The organism is Treponema sp. OMZ 803, from assembly GCF_024181165.1.
Lineage (GTDB): Bacteria > Spirochaetota > Spirochaetia > Treponematales > Treponemataceae > Treponema.
The window spans coordinates 1,496,686-1,513,947 of sequence record NZ_CP051195.1; the positions used below are offsets into that span (position 1 = coordinate 1,496,686).

The window sequence follows — 17,262 nt, forward strand, 5'->3', positions numbered from 1 at the left end:
CTATATGCTTAGTTATGAATCAGTTAACGAATTATATAAAACAGCGGAAGCGCAGCATAAGCGTATCAGGGAGATTGTATTAGAAGATCAAGCGGCACAGCTTGAACTGCCGGAAGAAGCACTGGTCAAGCGGATGGAAGAAAACTTGACAGTCATGCTAGAGGCAATTGAAAATGGCAGTAAACCGGGAGTTAAATCTACAAGTGGATTAACAGGGGGGGATGCATATCGGTTAAAACAGACGATTGCAGAAGGCAAACATCTCTGCGGAGACCTTATATCAAACGCCATCCAGATGGCGATGGCAGTATCTGAAATAAATGCCGCGATGGGGAAAATTGTTGCAACCCCAACGGCCGGCTCCTGCGGAATCCTCCCCGGTGCATTGGGGTCTTTGCTAAAAACGCGCGGCGTTCCGCGGGAAGAAGCGGTACTGTCCCTATTTACCGCCGGAGCTATCGGTATGGTGGTAGCAAACAAAGCATCAATTGCCGGTGCGTCAGGTGGCTGCCAGGCTGAGTGTGGCACTGCTTCTGCGATGGCAGCTGCCTGCATTGTAGAACTTTTAGGCGGCACACCGGAGATGGCAGCGCATGCTGTCGCAATAGCAATCAAGTGCATCTTGGGACTAGTGTGCGACCCCGTTGCCGGCCTTGTAGAAATCCCCTGCATTAAACGGAATGCCTCCGGCGTCACACTTGCCTTCACCGCTGCGGAACTAGCACTTGCAGGTATTAAAAGCGCAATTCCTGTTGACGAAACCATCGAGTCCCTCAAGCGGGTTGGCGACGGACTCCCGGCAGCGCTACGTGAAACTGCCCAAGGAGGTTTAGCAATAACACCGACTGGCCAGGCCTTTGAACGGCAGGTATTTGGTACGCGGTCACCACTTACCGGCAATCCGTGCAGTACTTGTGGCTCATGTGGATCATGCGGCAGTTAATACGGATGGCCTTATATTACCTTCAAAAAGCTCAATACAAAGACAATCCCGAAAATGGTAATACACGACACTATCGTCGAGAAAATAACGACTTGAGCGGCAAGTTCATGATCACAGCCGAGTTGTTCAGCCATAACTGCTGAAATAACGGCTGTAGGAGAACCGTAAAGAGCAATGAGCGCCACAATCTCATTGGTTCGAAATCCAAGATAAATGGCTAGCGTAATAAAGATCAATGGCATACCGATGAGTTTGCCCGCAACAGTGATTGACAGATTTTTAAAATTTGCTGAAACTTTTGAAAAGTCCAGCATTGCGCCTAGTACAATAATTGGAAATACACCCCCCATTTTTCCGATATCCGTCAATGACTTATCTAAAAAATGCGGAATAGGAGGATGCACCAAAGACATAATAATCCCTAAACCAGATGCAATGACCATGTGATTCCTCAATACATCCGATACTAATTTCTTTTTATTGACAGTGCATCCACCATAGATTGAAAATATAACAACAGCAGCAGCATTAAAAATGGGAACAATAACCATAACAAGCATCGATGCCAACGCTGCACTATTTTCCCCTGCAATATAGGAAGAAAGAGGAATACCGAGCATCACAAAATTACTTCTAAATATTCCCTGTATAATAACGCCTTGTTTCTTTTTGTCTTTTTCGAAAAGAGGGACGATAACAACGAGTAGGAAAATAGCAGCTAAAATACTTCCTGCGACATACAGAACGAACCGCAAATCGAAAACTTCGTTTAAATTTATCTTCCTGATATTATTAAACGTTACGATTGGTAAGAGTAAGTCAAAGCATAACTTATTTAACGGAGTAATCGTTGCCTTGCTGAAATAACCTTGTCGTTTAAGGAAATAACCGAAACCGACTAAGAGGACGACCGGTATGACTGCATTAAATGCTATAAAGAAACTCCCCATGTATGCTCCTCTTACGATACCGATTTTGAATTATCAAAGTGCCTGTTTACCTAAATTAGGCACTTTGATGGACTGCCTCCTTATACCCTGAACTTTCCGATTTCTCCGGTAACGCTTGCCACATTTTTTTGATTATTCATTGCGATAGTATTTACTTCTTTCATGGCGTTGTTAACTTCTGCGATCCCCGTCGCCATTTCTGCCATACTTTGTGTAATAATCTCTGAAAGATTGGCAAGCTTTTGGATACCGGTGGAAATATCGGCGGCTTCGGTTAGAATCTCCTCTGAATCTGCTTTTACCTTTGAGGTTATGGTATTCATTCCATTCATCACATTCAAGACTTCTTCACCGTCATGCATTTGTTCCTTCATTGTACGGATCATGCCATCTTCCTGTCGATAGATAAAGTCCATCATAGCACTGATTTTTTCGAACTGCTCTGCTACCAGAGGTCCGGCACCGTTAAGGCTCTCGATTTTATGTTTAAGCTCCTCCAAAACTTTCGTAATACTCGTACCTTGGGCGCCCGATTCCTCTGCCAACTTCCGTATCTCATCGGCGACGACCGCAAAGCCCTTCCCCGCTTCTCCCGCATGAGCTGCCTCAATCGCCGCATTCATCGCAAGAAGGTTTGTTTGACTTGCCGTATTTTGAATAACTGTAATGGCATCAAGAAGGCCTTCAGATTGCTCCGTCACTACTTTTGTTACCTCAACAACCATAGCAACGGTTTCTTTACCTGTATGGGTTGTTTTTTCAAGGGTTTTAATCGATTGTAGGTTTTTTTCAGCCCTTTCCTGTACAGCCTGGATATTTTTGACGATTTCTCCAATTGACAGTGATGAACCGGAAATACTTTGGGCTTGAGCCCCAATGTGAGAATCAAGGCTTGAAATAGTTTCAGTAATAGCATCTATCTTCGCTGCTGTTTCATTAACTTCCGTATGCTGCACCATTACTCTATCTTTTACACTTTCAATATTTCCTGTTATCTGATTAAGTGCCTCGGTAGAATCTATCATACGTGTAGACAATGTCTGGCTGACAGCTTTCATGCTATTTGCCGTTTCCGCGATAACCAAAAAAGAAGTACGGATTTTTTCTATTGCATTATTCATCGATAGTGCAATAGACCCGAGTTCGTCGGAATGTACTACAGCCTGGACGGTAAAATCTCCTTCTGCAACTTTATTAAAAATAGTATGGAGTTTAATAAATCGGCCGAATAAGTAGCGGAGCATAAACTGATTAACCGCGATCATAAGTATTAAAAGAACTGCTGTCCATAAAACAGAATACCCTAAAATCGGAAGAATAGGCGGTATAAAATCTTTTATAGGAACTGCCATGATAGTAGAATAAGGTAAATCTGCGAGCTGTTTTTTGACAACGACGACCCTACCGAGCGAAGCATCTTCATAGTATTGAAGCCCGTCATATCCTATTAAATCGGAAAGAGTTCCTACAACGGTATTGATTTTCTTATTAGTGAAATCAGCATTTGAACATAACGATATTGTATCGGTATTGTCAATGATACCAATCCATGATTGCGGACTAGGTAATGAGTTATTTATTTTAGCTGCGGCTTGTTGTAAATTAACTGCCATGCCGGCGAAACCGATCGCTTCTCCGGCTGTATTAAAAATTTTAACATTAAACCAAAAATTGGTTTTATGGAGTGTCCTATTATAATCAACATTATAAAATAACGTCTGTGGCCTTTTCATCATAGAAAAAAACCAATCATCAACAGCTTCGGTGAGTACATCTTTTTTTATCTGTTTATTATTATCGACAACATAATAACCGCCGGTTAATTTTGAAGCAGCAAAGCAGGTGGAAAATTGTTCATCTTCGCTAAGCTTAATAAGTTTTTCGGTAACTTTAACACGGTTTTCATTATCTTTTTCATAATTCTCAAACCAATCTATCAAATAAGGCTCTTCCGCTAAATCTTGTGAAATCGCTAACCCAACAGCAAGATTCGTCTGTAATTCGGAAGACGAAGCATCCAACATAAACGGTACGGTCTTATAAAAATTACTTTCAATATATGTCCTCGCTTGTATAACGCTAAAAGCCAAGGCACCACAGACAGCAATAATAAGAGTTGTTACCAGAAATAAGTTAACTGATGTCCGTATTTTCATAGGGTCTCTCCAGCATAGTAAAGAAAATTTAGATGTCTGATAAGTGTACCGTATTTTCATTTTTATAGCTAGATAGCGCATTGCACACAAGGTAAACGCATCAATATATGTACCCTTTACTCGATTTGTTGTTTTACTCCATATTTTTTGATACAATGCCTCACCATCTATGAGTACCATCTATACCCCCGATCAGGCGGCGCACAAATGCCTGAATACTTCCATTATACAGCTTTCATTTTCCCGCCCGCGCAATGGAATCGACGAGACAAAGGCACGGCTTCGGCGCATCACGATAAAAGGGAAGGCCGCGTATCAGCTGGAAACCGTCAAAAACAAGCAAGCATTTCAGAAAACAATTGAACCGGAGGCGGTATCCGGCACAATAGCGGAATGTTTCGCCCGTTTTAAAGCTGCGGAATGCCGCGGGCAAAAAGAACAGCTCTTTTTTTTACAGAACAACAAGGGAACCATCGCCCTTACCAAACGGCTTCCCTGCTCCACTCCGCTCACGGAAAACAACTGCGGTGGACACAACAAGATAAAGAACTATCTTATTCCCGAAGGGACACCGCTCGCGTTCTTGATCGAACAGGGGGTGATGAATGCGGAGGGCGCCGTCTTAAAGCAAAAATACCATAAGTTTCGGCAGATTAATAAATTCCTCGAATTTATCGCCGGGATCGAACCGTTTATACGGTATACGGTTGCCCGTTCCGGCAAGCCTTTTTCCATTACCGATTTCGGCTGCGGTAAGGCCTATTTGAGTTTTGCGCTCTACTATTATCTGCATGAACGGCAGCAGATTCCGGTGCGGATTCACGGGCTGGATTTAAAAACCGAGGTTATCGAACACTGCTCCGCACTGGCGGAACGGTGCGGCTATACGCATTTGGACTTTGCCGAAGGGAACATCGGCGACCATCCGCTGCCGGACGGTACCGGAATGATGGTATGCCTCCACGCTTGCAATACGGCAACCGATTTGGCGATTGCTCAAGCTGTCCGCGCGCAGGTACCGATTATCTTTGCTGTTCCGTGCTGCCAGCATGAACTCTATGGCCAGCTTAAAAACCGAAAAGAAACGTTCCGCACGGAAGATCACTTGATGCAGCCCTTTATGGAGCACGGCATTATCACCGAGCGGTTTGCTTCGCTCTTAACCGACACTGTGCGGGCGCTCCTTTTACAAGCCTGCGGCTATACCGTGCAGATTATGGAATTCATCGAAACGGAACATACCCCTAAAAATATCCTGATCCATGCGGTAAAAAAAACACAAAGCGCCGGCCAAGCGGAACGGCTGAAAGAAACAGCGCTCCGGCAATACCGCCGCATCAAAGAAAGCTTTTGCATCGAACCGACTCTGGAACAGCTATTGAAGGATATGATTCCGGCAAAACAACAGGAGAACTTATGATACAACCCAACAATACCGGCAAAAACGAACAAGACTCAGCCGTTCATCCCCATACTGCGGCGATAACGGCGCAGCCGGAAACAGCAGCCGCTGCAGAAGCATTCGCTGCACTCTTTACCACGATTAAACGGCTGCGGGCGCCGGGCGGCTGTCCGTGGGACATCGAGCAAACTCCGATGACGCTGCGTTCAACGCTCCTTGAAGAAACGTATGAAACAATTGAGGCGCTGGAAGAAGCCTCCGCGGACAGCGCGAAAGCCGTCCATGCGGCGGAAGAACTCGGCGATGTGCTTTTAAACATCGTAATGATTGCGTATATGTTTGAGCAGGATGGAGCTTTTTCCGTCGCGAAGATGATCGACGAGCTCAACGAAAAACTGATCAGGCGGCATCCCCACGTATTCGGACAAACGGCAGGTTTCCCCGACCCCGACGATACAAAAAAGCCGGTTACGGCGGAAAAAGTGCTTGCGCAATGGGATACTATCAAGGATACCGTAGAAGGCCGTGCAAGCGCCTCCGCACTGGATTCCATCCCGAAAACCTTTCCACCGCTCACCCGCGCATACAAACTGCAAAAGCGGGCAGCAAAGAAAGGTTTTGACTGGGATACGGCAGATGGGCCGCAGAAAAAAATAGAAGAAGAACTTGCGGAATTTACGGAAGCGCTTGCACACGGTACGAGCGAAGAAACGGAAGCGGAATTCGGAGACTTACTGTTCAGCTTGGTGAACACCGCGCGGCATTTACATATCGACCCCGCAATTGCGCTCGGCCGTACCAATGCAAAGTTTGAACGCCGCTTCCGCTTTGTCGAAAAACGCATGGCAGAATCCGGTATCCCGTGCTCCCACGAAACCTTAACCCAGATGGACGGCTTTTGGGAAGAAGCCAAGCGCATGGAAGCTCAAACTTCTGCCGCCTCGCGCAGCAACGATAATGCCGCACTATAATTGCGCCGTAGTATTAGGCGCTACGGCAACGGGAAAAACGACGCTTGCCGTCAAACTTGCGCACGCAAAGCACGGCGAAATCATCTCCGCCGATTCCCGGCAAGTATACCGCGGGCTCGACTTAGGCACGGGAAAGGATTTGCAGGAATACGGCAACATTCCCTACCACCTCATCGATGTCTGCGATTTAAGCCGCGAGTTTACGGTCTTTCATTTTCAGCAGGAGGTGTACCGCATCTTTCCGCAGCTCGTTGAAAAAGGCTGCTTGCCGATTATCGCAGGGGGGACGGGGCTGTATCTCGACGCCATCCTTCGCGGCTATGAGCTCATCCCCGTGCCCGAAGATCCCGCATTGCGTGAAGCGCTGGCTACAAAAACACTGCCGGAGCTGCAAGATATGCTCATAGCGCTCAAGCCGGATATTCACAATAAAACCGACTTGGAACAGCCCGACCGCCTCGTTCGCGCCATCGAAATTGCCCGTTACCGGCAGGAACATCCCGAATCCGCCGCCGTGCATCTGCATAGCGTACCGCCCATCACGCCGAAAATTTACGGTATCTCTTTTGAGCGCAGTGCCTTACGCGAACGTATCCGCCGTCGCCTCATTGCCCGCATCGACGCCGGTATGATAGAAGAAACCGAACAAATCCATGCACAGGGCTATTCATGGGAGCGGCTCGAAAGCCTCGGTTTGGAATACCGCTTTACGGCGCAGTATCTACAGGGAAAAATCGAAAGCAAAGAAGCCTATATCGAGCAACTCTATCGGGCAATCGGACAATTTGCAAAGCGGCAGGAAACATGGTTCCGGCGCATGGAACGAAACGGCATCGAAATAGAATGGATTGACGGCAACAAGGCGGCTCAGCTGACAGCAGAAGGTATTTCAAAGATTGAGCCGGTAAATTGAACCACACATTTTGCTAAATGCCCAACAGTAACCCGGTGATTGACATTTCGCGGTCAAGTTGGTACAGTTATCCACTATAAATCTAAAAAGTAAGAATATTAAAAATTAAATAGAGAAAATCTATAATTAAGGAAACAAAACTATGGCAGGCTTCAAAAAAAATACTTTAGCAATCGGAAGTATTATTATTCTGGTATTTTCAGTAATCGCGTTTGTTTTTGTTCCGGCCGCAGGTGGGCAATCGAACGACGGTTCAAAAACAATGATCGGTAAATGGAAAAATAAACAGCTTGACTACACGGCTGACGGACTTTTTTTCAGGGAATACCAACAGCTTCATCGATCTGCCGAACTACGCGGATATCTAAGAAATGACAATAATAACAAAGCTCAGCAGGAATTTATAGAACGGCAGATTATGCGAACCGCATTTAATTCTTCCATGATTCAGCTTGCTGCGCGAGAAGAAGCCCTGAATGCAGGTTTTTATCTGCCGAATAAAAATATCAATAAAGCGCTTATTTCCTTTTATACTGACTCAACAGGCGCTTATTCTGAAAAATTATACAATCGGACATCGGAACAGCAGCGTCTTGCCAATAGGCGGCAAGTAATCGATTATCTTACCGCACAACGATATATCGAAGATAACTTCGGCACCTATGATAATATATTCGGGCTAAAAACGAGCTCTGCGGAAACAGCTTTTGTGCAGAAGATGGCAGAAAAAGAGCGCATTTTTAAATATGTCGTATTTGAAGAAAGTCAATTTCCTCAAGATAAAATTCGTGCGTATGGCGAAGAACACGCGGAGATGTTTGCAGAGCATAACTTACTAATGTTGACCTTTGCCTCTCAAGAGGATGCAAATAAAACCGCTCAAGCACTCCAAAAAGGAGAGATCACGTTTGAAGATGCGGTGGTAACAAATTCTACCAAAATGGGTACCGATGCTAACGGAAAACTGTTATCCCCATACCGAACAACAGTAAACCGGACATTCCCCGAATCAAAGGATCTTGATACCGTACTTAAACTCGGAGTCGATGAAATGAGTCCTGTCGTTAAAACTTCATCAGGATATGCGATCGTAAAATGCACCGCTCCGGCTAAAGCTGCCGATTTTACGCTACCTGAAACGCAAGATCGTGTACTTTCTTATATGAAATCGAATGAACGAGGTATTATCGAAGATTACCTTGAGCAAAAGGCAAAAACCTTTATCGAAGCAGCAAAAATCGGCGGATTTGCGCATGAAGCTTCCATAAACGACTTGGTTGTGCAGACAAGCAACCCGATAACACTGAACTACGGTAATGCCGCTATCTTACCGCAAATTTCTTATCAGTCGGATAGTTTCTTTACGGCCGGTGTACGGAATGAAACCTTCTTTAAAAAAGCCTTTGCACTTAAGCAGGGGGAAATTTCGGATCCGATTTTGCTGGGGGCAAACGTACTGGTTTTGCAGCTCGATGAAGAAAAAAATAGCTCGGAAGAGACACAAAATAATATTGCGAACTCATATCGACAGTTCGCATCGGTTTGGTATTACGAATACCCACTCGCCATGCTTGCCTATCAACAACTTTCATGGGGACAGCAGACTTTTATTGATTTTGTCTTAAACAGCAAAAACTTTACCGACAATTTTAATGCGGTATTCAACCAAAAAGATTGATTAGCGACAACAAAGCTGAAAAGCCTCTGCCAATACAAACAAGCAGGGGCTTTTCCGTTTTATATCGAAATAAATATCTCTATTCAAAATACAATCCTCAAGCAGCCATTATAGCGCAGATTGCATCGTTGCAGATACCCAATTCTACATTAATACTCTGCCTTTCGCCGGTACTGGGCTACGGACTTAAAGAATTGACGGAAAAGCTGCCGGCTTCTTCCTATATTCTCGCGCTGGAATGCGATCAAATGCTGATGCGGTTCTCGCTCGATCATTGTGATTTCTCTCCGTTTGCACAGCAGCGATTTTCTTATATCCGGACGGATTCGGTTGCAGAGGTGCTGAAAAAGATAGAATCCTTGCCGTTGTTTCCCTTTAAAAAGTGTCTTGTGCTTTCCTGTTCAGGCGGGGTACAGCTCAACCAAGTCTTTTATGATGAAGTGCGTTTGTATGCCGATGAGGTTATTTCACGGTTTTGGAAAAACCGGATAACGCTGATGCATCTCGGCAGGAATTACGCACATAATACGTTCCGCAACCTCCTCTCGCTTGCGAGATCGCTTGCAAAATCACCGGCGAGACAAATGACGGGATCGCTGACGAGATCACTCGTAAGATCGCCGGAGAGTTCCCCAGCGGAATTATCTGCGTGGGAGGCACCATCGAGTAAGAGGAATTTCCAGTTGCTCACCGGCGATGAGCGTATCCGCAAGCCTCTTTTGGTTGCAGGCGCCGGTCCTTCGCTGGATACTGCACGGGATTTTATTATCAAGAATAGAAATTCCTTTTTTTTGCTTGCAGTGGATGCCGCAGCCGCAGCTCTTTTACCTGATATTCAACCTGACGCAATCGTATTGGTGGAATCGCAGTACTGGATTGATTCGGCGTTCATCGGCTTGCGCAAATACGGCATACCGGTCTTTGCCGATCTGACAGCTTCCCCCCGTGCGCTGCAAGCATGCGGCGGAAGTGTACACTTTTTTTGCACCGAGTACGCACGGCTGAAGTATTTGGAACATCTCTATCAAACGCTGCAGCCGCTTATTCTTCCGCCGATGGGATCGGTAGGATTGACAGCACTACAGCTTGCTTTAGCGCTGGGCGCCCCTCACCTGCCCGTACTGCATACCGGCTTGGATTTTGCATGGCAAAACGGTCTTACCCATGCCGCCGGAAGCAGCCCTATAAAAAAACTCTTTGCGGAAATAAACCGCACCGAATCGCCGTATAAGCTCAGTGTTTCTACCGGTATGCAGCGTATTTCCGGGAAGCGTGGACTTTCCTATTGGACAACTCCGGTGCTTTCCGGCTATGCGGAACTATACCGCCATACCTTCTCAGGAAATGAGCGGGTCATCGACATTGGAACGGAAGGCTGCTTCTTGAACGGCCGACAAGCTGATATGACCGAAGCCGAACGGATACTTACCGATGGCTGTGCCTCGGATGCGGACAGTACAGCTATCGGAACCGGTTGCTCACAGACAAATGCAGCCGATACTTTTTTTGATTCCGTTTGTGAATCAGACACTGCAAACGAACGATATGAAGCGCTCTCCGGCTATCTTGCCGGTGAAGCCAAAGCGTTGACTATGCTGAATGACCATTTACAGGGCAAGCGCTCGATATCGGAACACACGATGGAAGAACTCTTTTCAGAACGCGACTATCTGTACAGCCACTTCCCAGATGCAGCACGGGGCTATTCGCTTGACCTCGGTTTTCTAAAGCGGGCAGGTATCGAGCTGCGGTATCTGCTGAAGATTCTCGGCTAACAGCGGCGAAACTTCTTCTTTCAGAAATTTGAGAAATTTGTAGAATTTTTTGTTGCATTTCCTTGAAAGGTGGTATAAGCTTATATTATGATATGTAATATATTACATATCATAATATAAGCTAAGTAGAGGAGAAATCAGTATGTTAATTGCAACATGGATCATTACATTTTTAATTGTTGTCGGTATCGGTATTTATGCCGGAACAACCATTAAGTCGTCCGCACAGTGGTCGGGAGGTGATAAGTCCCTGAGCGCCGTTTCACTCGGTGCTATTTTTGCCGCATGGCAAATCGGCGGCATGGCAATTGTCGGAGCAGCTCAAAACGGATATAACCTCGGCATCGCCGGGTCGTGGTATTCAATAGCCGGATCGTTTTACTTTATTGCATTAGCTGTTTTTGCAAAAATAATCCGAAATAATATGCCCGGTGAATCGGTTCCTGTATACTTACAATCCAGATTCGACACTAAAACGGCAAAACTGTACTCATACGCATGGATTGTCTACGGTTTTCTCTATATTCCCATTCAGTTAAAAACGGTTTCGTCCATCATTCAAATTGTATTACCCAATATAAACTTCATGGCGGCAATGATAATCGGTGTAACGGTTGCCGTCGTTTACACCGGCTTTTCGGGTATGAAAGGAGCATCAGCGGTAGGAAGAATCGTCTGTATCGGTATTTATATCTTACTCATTATTTTTGTTGTAACGACACTGCCTAAATTTGAAGGCTTTAGCGGATTGCTGGCAAAATTACCGCAAGGATATGACAGTATGAAAAATATGCCGCTGCACAGAATCATCGCGTGGATATTCGGAGGGTGTATCAGTACGGCTGTTATGCAATCGGTACTTCAGCCGTTATTGGCGGCAAAAACCCCGCAAGCTGCCCGCACCGGTTCCATCCTCGGATATCTTATTGCAGCACCGATTTGTTTCTTTACGGCAACCTGCGGAATGCTTGCAAAAGCTTCGGGAGCTGATTTAGGTGATGGAACAAGCGCATTTGCCTATGCTATTAAAACCTTTACCTCACCGTTCTTCGGCGGTATTATCTTTGCATTCGTTACAATGATTATCGCTGCAACGATGGCAACAATGATGCTGGCCACCGGTACGATTATCACCAACGTATATAAAACGGATATCAATCCAAATGCCGATGATAAAAAGGTTCTCAGTATTTCCAAAAAGATTACATTTATTTTTGCATATCTTACGCTGATACCTGCACTTTTTATTCCAAGCCGTTCACTTACAAATCTCTTTTTAACGCTCCAGCATGTTGCCGCTGCTCCTATCAGTTTTTCTATCTTAGTCGGTTTAACATGGAAAAAGGTTACCAAGCAAGGTGCTTTCTGGAGTATCCTCTGCGGTATGCTCGTTGGGATAGCTTGGATGGTACTGCGCTTGAGCGATAAGCTTGAAGCAATTTATCCGGTTGTCATCGTTACATACGGCGTTGGAATAATCGTTTCGTTACTGACATATAAAGAAGGCGGTAAATAATCGTATGCAAGAAAAGAAAATGTATATGTGGCCGTCTGCATGGGATCGGCCGTCTATCAATGGAACATACGGGGCAATCAGCAGTAATAATGTGTATGCCACTCAAGCAGGACTGAATGTGTTGAGAAACGGCGGAAATGCGTTTGACGCTGCCGTTGCGGTTTCGTTGGTATTATCCGTTGTCGAACCGCATCATTCGGGAATCGGCGGAGGCTGCTTTACACTGGCGTACTCAAAGCAGGAAAATGCAGTCTATGCCTTGGATGGGAGAGGAATAGCCCCGCGGAATGCGGCAAAAGATTTATTTTTAAAAGACGGAAAGGTGTGCGACGAATGGAAGGATACCGGCGGAAGATCGGTTGCCGTTCCGGGATTATTGAAAAGCCTAGATGTCTTGCTAAAAAAATTCGGTACAATGACAATGCAAGCGGTTACACAAGATGCAATCAAGTTGTCGCTCAACGGTTTTAGGACAAGCTTTACCGGTTCGATAACCGGTACGGATGACTCGGTTATCAGAAAACGGAATACCTATCCCGCCTTTAAAAAGAATTTTATGAACGGAGATAAGGGATATGAATTCGGCGCTATGCAAAAAAATGAAAAACTGGGACGGCTTTTAGAAAAAATCGCAACAGTCGGAGTTGATTATTTTTATAGCGGAGAAGCAGCAAAGACAATCATCAACACAATAAATGAGCATGACGGTTGTTTTTCCTATGAAGATATGTCCGAGTATCAACCTAAATTCCGTGAACCCGTAAGTATCAATTATCGAAATGCCGCCGTATATTCCTTTCCTCCCCCCGGAGGAGGCTGTACCGTACTCGAAATGCTGAATATCCTTGAAAATGCGGATATAAAAAAAGCAGGGCATAATTCGGCACAGTACATACATCTATTGGCGGAAGCGATGAAGATTGCTTTTGCAGACAGAAGTATCGGATTAGGTGATCCCGATTTTATCAAAATCGACACGCATAAAATTCTCAGCAAAGATTATGCAAAATTACAATATGAGCATATCAATAAAACAGCACAAGAGTATAAACCGAGCATCGACACTGCATTCGACGAGCATAAAGGAAATACCTCTCATTTTTCCATTATGGATCGATATGGGAATACGGTATCGCAGACACAGACCATCAGAGACTGGTTCGGAAGCGGCATTGTTGTAGATGCCTACGGTTTTGTACTGAATAATGCAATGTCGGATTTTTCCGCAACGGAGGGAGCACTTACCAGTCAAGGATTATCGTACGGCAGCTCTAATGCGATAGCCGGCGGAAAAACACCGATTTCCAGTATGTCGCCGACCATTGTTTTTAAAGAAGGAGCACCGTTCATGGCCATCGGTTCTGCCGGAGGTCCGAGAATTATTACCGGCGTGCTGCAAGGGATAGTAAATGCAATCGATTTTGATATGGAACCTGAGCAGCTGGTAGATATGCCGTATATCAACTGTCTCAGTAAACAACAAGGCATAGAAACCGAATTCGGTATTTCACCTGATACTGTTGTTCAGCTTCAAGCAGCACTGCATACCGTACATCAAGTTCCCGTACATCAGGCAATGAGTACAATGGTAAATTGCGTGATGAAAAAACAGGATAGGTTTTATGCAGGGCGGACAAAGCGAGTCGATGGCTGCGCAGGAGTTCTTTTTTCCTCCGGCGCAAGCTTTGACGGCATAGGGTTTTCGGAAATATAGTAGAGCATCTCTAAAAGCTAACCGAGTTTTTAGAGATGCCCGGTATTCGGCTTTAACATACGGGGATGTCTCAAAAGTTGGTTACTTTTTTGCGAGCCCCATTCAGCAGCAGGGCTTAGTTTAAACGCTTTTCCCGTGCTCATGTCAATCGAGGGAAAGCGGCTGCTGTCCGCTTACGCTGAACATACGCCAGAACCGCACAGCATATACCAACCGCAAAGGCGGCTGCCGAAAATATCACACGCTGCATTCCGCTTCCCGGTGCGATAACCGGAAGGCGTGCAAAAAAATCCGCTGCTGTAAAAATTATCCGATACGCGGCGTTCAATCCGTATCCCAGCAGCGGACTACTGAACGGGAAGATAAGCGCAAGCGGAATGCAGATAAGCCCCGCGATGAGGAAAACCGAAACAAGCGGGCTAACCACGCATGAAGCAATTACCCCCGCCGCTGCGATATTACCGATTGCAGAGATAACAATCGGGGCGGTGAAAAGCTGTGCGCCGACGGATGCGGAAATACTGCCTGCAAAAGACGGCGGTATTTTTCCAGCCATGAGACGAGCGCACGCATCGCCGAAGATGATAATACCTGCACAGGCCCCATACGAAAGCATAAACCCGAGCGTTATTGCTTCGGAGCCGGCGATTGCGATATGCACAGTCAGCATGGCGCACAGCACGGACAAGGGCAGCGGCTTTAACCCGAGCGCTCTCCCTGCGGCGGCGATACATACCATTCCCAATGCACGGTTCAGCGAAGGCGCAGAACCTGCAAACCAGACAAAAAGGAAGACCGCCGCAAGCGAAAACCATGCCGCCCGCGTCTTATGCCCAAACATCCTGCCGCCCTGCAGCGCCGCTGTCCCGATTAGCGAAAGGTGCATCCCCGACAAGGCAAGGATATGAGCAAGTCCGGCGTTGCGGAAGGCCGCGATGCATTCCGCCGGTAAGAACGCCTTATCTGCAGCAAGCAGCGCAAGCAAAAGTCCGCCCGCCTCTCCCCAACCGTATAGCATCCGCATAAAGGCAAAGCGGAAAAACGCACGAAGGCGGTTGAGCGGAGAATTCCAGCCGAGAAATACCGGCTGCACCTGCCGCGCATAAAACACCGTTCCCGTCTTACCGAACTTTCCTTGAACTGCAAGCTTCATTCCACAGACATAAAACCGACATTCTTGCTGATTTTGCAAAGCCTCTGCAAATACAGCCGTACTGGACAGTAGCGGCGCTGCCGCTTCGGATTGTTCCGCTTCGCCGATGCGGGTAATACCTCCTGAATATGTTCCGCGGACAAGCGCTGCCGGAACAAAAAGCTGCACGGAACCCGATGCGGAAAACTGCTCATTGCGGCCGGCGCCGCACGCAATCAGTTTAACCGGTATGCGATAATAATCGGATCCAGCCGGAACAGGCTCACCGGTTAATTCCGCAATAAGCATCCGCACCGTAGGCAGCGAAGCAAGCGTTTGAGGAGGGCGCTGCTCTCTTTGCAGAGTACGCGCAGCATACGAGCCGATCACAGCTCCCGCAATCACACAAAGCGCAAACCGTACCATGGCTCGCACTCGTTTCTGACGACAGTGCTGCGGTTGGAATTTCCGGTGCGTCAACTGAGCGGCTATCGGTACTGCCGCTAAGAACAGCAAGAAAGCACACAGTAATAAGAATGCCGTTATAAAAACAAAAGATATAATTTTACTGTCAGTTTGAGCAAATACATACAACCCGTAAAAAAACGCCGCCACCGCAACGGCTATGATCGTAACAGGCGGAACAACATGTCTATCCATACTTACCTCTTACGATTTCTTATACGACACAAGGCGCAAAATGGCTACAAATCAGCGGCAGCGGCAAAGGAAATCTGAGAAAAACATAACTGCCCAAAAGTTACGTTTTCAAGGATTCCTTTAATTTGGTATTTTTATATGATAAAGCGTATGATTTTCAGGATTTCCCTTAAATCGTATTTGCTGTTTCTGTACGGTATCGGTAACAGAAAGGATAGTACGTTTAATGGAACGGTTATTAAAAAGAATCTGAGAGATAACGATCTCATTCGAAAGCGCAGTGTTTTTTATATCGGCGGCAGTATTAACAGTCAGCCCAACATAATTAAGCCGGTTATTCAAGGTTACCACCAATACCGAACCGCTATGCAAACCCATTTTAATTTCCAACCGTTCGCTTATCGGCTTATTTTGACTATACTTTGTCAATTGTCGCAGTGCTTTCACAGCAGCATTAAAGGCCTTACAAGGATCGATAAAAGCCCCCATAACAACATTGCCGTTTTTCATAATCGGTACGCCGCTGTACTTTTCAATCGTACTCAAAAGAAGCTTCACATATCCCTTTATCAATAAAAATGCTTTTTTATTACCTAATGATGCGTAAAGCCTTGTCGAATTTGTAATATCTGCAAAGAGAATTGTCATATTTGTCAGTGGAAGTGATTGGTCGCCAATCAGAATTTCAGAACTCATCAATTCGCGGTACAAATTATTTTGAATAATCTCCACACCTCGTACTGCATCAGGTGTGTCCCACGTCCGATACTTTCCGCTCCGAATATTTTTGCCTATATCAGCAATATAATTCATTTTAAACGTAGGATCGAGCATCTTGAGCCGCGGGTGAATCGAAAAGCAAACCTCAATATTGGTGTCAAGCGTATTATTAAAGACCTTATTACAAACCGTACAAAAATTTTGTGACGAAGCTTGATGAAGAGACGGAGCTTCATAGGCAATATGTCCGCAAGTAGGGCAATGATAAATCCATTCTAATATAAATACTCCGTCATAAACTCCTTGAATAAAAATATCCAATATTTTTTCACGCGATATACCGAAAGCTTTACCGATTTCATAGAGAGGAATATGAAAAAGTAACCGATCCGACACATTTGTTAAAAAGGCTGCAATTTTATCAGCCTCTTTCTGATTTACTTTAGAGCGTAATTTCACACTCATAACTCTCTCCTTCTATAATCAACAACTCCGACGCAGAGCATCGGGGTACAGTGCCCAACGTTTCGCACAGTATAGGATATCCGGCACGGATGCAGGTGATTCCAAACAGGAACGAGTTTTTTGCAAGGCAAAAAACTCGCAGTCAAAAATGTACAAGGATGTACATTTTTGACGAGATGGTTGCAGTCAGCTTTAATACCCTTTGTTACGACGTAGAGCGTTGCCGAGAACGGCGGGTATTAAACCGCACGAATAAAAACCTTCATG

General features: G+C 45.7%; 12 protein-coding genes. 8 read left to right on the top strand and 4 right to left on the bottom strand.

Annotated elements, in window-relative coordinates; translation table 11 throughout:
- Positions 1-4: 4 nt before the first annotated feature.
- A complete protein-coding gene (gene sdaAA, locus ABH09_RS06845) occupies positions 5-943 on the top strand; it encodes an L-serine ammonia-lyase, iron-sulfur-dependent, subunit alpha (protein WP_162663595.1) in 939 nt (312 codons plus the stop codon).
- A gap of 11 nt (positions 944-954) precedes the next feature.
- Here sdaAA and ABH09_RS06850 read toward each other — a convergent pair whose 3' ends face one another.
- Positions 955-1,893 (bottom strand): AEC family transporter, encoded by a 939-nt coding sequence (locus ABH09_RS06850; protein ID WP_253713834.1) that lies wholly within the window; start codon positions 1,891-1,893, stop codon positions 955-957.
- An 80-nt stretch (positions 1,894-1,973) separates the two neighbouring features.
- Positions 1,974-4,049 (bottom strand): methyl-accepting chemotaxis protein, encoded by a 2,076-nt coding sequence (locus ABH09_RS06855; RefSeq protein ID WP_253713835.1) that lies wholly within the window; start codon positions 4,047-4,049, stop codon positions 1,974-1,976.
- Positions 4,050-4,218: 169 nt separating this feature from the next.
- Here ABH09_RS06855 and ABH09_RS06860 point away from each other — a divergent pair, with 169 nt between their 5' ends.
- From ABH09_RS06860 to ggt, 7 genes are all read left to right on the top strand, one after another.
- Positions 4,219-5,469, top strand: coding sequence for a class I SAM-dependent methyltransferase (locus ABH09_RS06860; protein ID WP_253713836.1), 1,251 nt, complete (start codon positions 4,219-4,221; stop codon positions 5,467-5,469).
- A complete protein-coding gene (gene mazG / locus ABH09_RS06865; protein WP_253713837.1) occupies positions 5,466-6,422 on the top strand; it encodes a nucleoside triphosphate pyrophosphohydrolase in 957 nt (318 codons plus the stop codon). The genes ABH09_RS06860 and mazG overlap by 4 nt, the downstream gene beginning before the upstream one ends.
- Positions 6,409-7,335: a tRNA (adenosine(37)-N6)-dimethylallyltransferase MiaA gene (gene miaA, locus ABH09_RS06870; protein ID WP_253713838.1), complete on the top strand. Its 927-nt coding sequence runs from the start codon at positions 6,409-6,411 to the stop codon at positions 7,333-7,335. The genes mazG and miaA overlap by 14 nt, the downstream gene beginning before the upstream one ends.
- Positions 7,336-7,477: 142 nt before the next feature.
- On the top strand, positions 7,478-9,013 hold the full coding sequence (locus ABH09_RS06875; protein WP_162663601.1) for a peptidyl-prolyl cis-trans isomerase: 1,536 nt from the start codon (positions 7,478-7,480) through the stop codon (positions 9,011-9,013).
- Between the two features lie 128 nt (positions 9,014-9,141).
- Positions 9,142-10,788 (top strand): 6-hydroxymethylpterin diphosphokinase MptE-like protein, encoded by a 1,647-nt coding sequence (locus ABH09_RS06880; RefSeq protein ID WP_253713839.1) that lies wholly within the window; start codon positions 9,142-9,144, stop codon positions 10,786-10,788.
- Between the two features lie 142 nt (positions 10,789-10,930).
- Complete coding sequence (locus ABH09_RS06885) at positions 10,931-12,304, top strand: sodium:solute symporter family protein (RefSeq protein ID WP_253713840.1); 1,374 nt, start codon at positions 10,931-10,933, stop codon at positions 12,302-12,304.
- 4 nt (positions 12,305-12,308) lie between these two features.
- Positions 12,309-14,018 (top strand): gamma-glutamyltransferase, encoded by a 1,710-nt coding sequence (ggt, locus tag ABH09_RS06890; RefSeq protein ID WP_253713841.1) that lies wholly within the window; start codon positions 12,309-12,311, stop codon positions 14,016-14,018.
- A 139-nt stretch (positions 14,019-14,157) separates the two neighbouring features.
- Here ggt and ABH09_RS06895 read toward each other — a convergent pair whose 3' ends face one another.
- Positions 14,158-15,810 carry a ComEC/Rec2 family competence protein gene (locus tag ABH09_RS06895; RefSeq protein ID WP_253713842.1) on the bottom strand — a complete coding sequence of 551 codons (1,653 nt, stop codon included), beginning with the start codon at positions 15,808-15,810 and terminating at the stop codon, positions 14,158-14,160.
- Positions 15,811-15,930: 120 nt separating this feature from the next.
- The gene (locus ABH09_RS06900) at positions 15,931-16,995 is read right to left on the bottom strand and encodes an adenylate/guanylate cyclase domain-containing protein (protein WP_162663605.1); all 1,065 of its coding nucleotides are present in this window, start codon (positions 16,993-16,995) and stop codon (positions 15,931-15,933) included.
- Positions 16,996-17,262 lie beyond the last annotated feature (267 nt).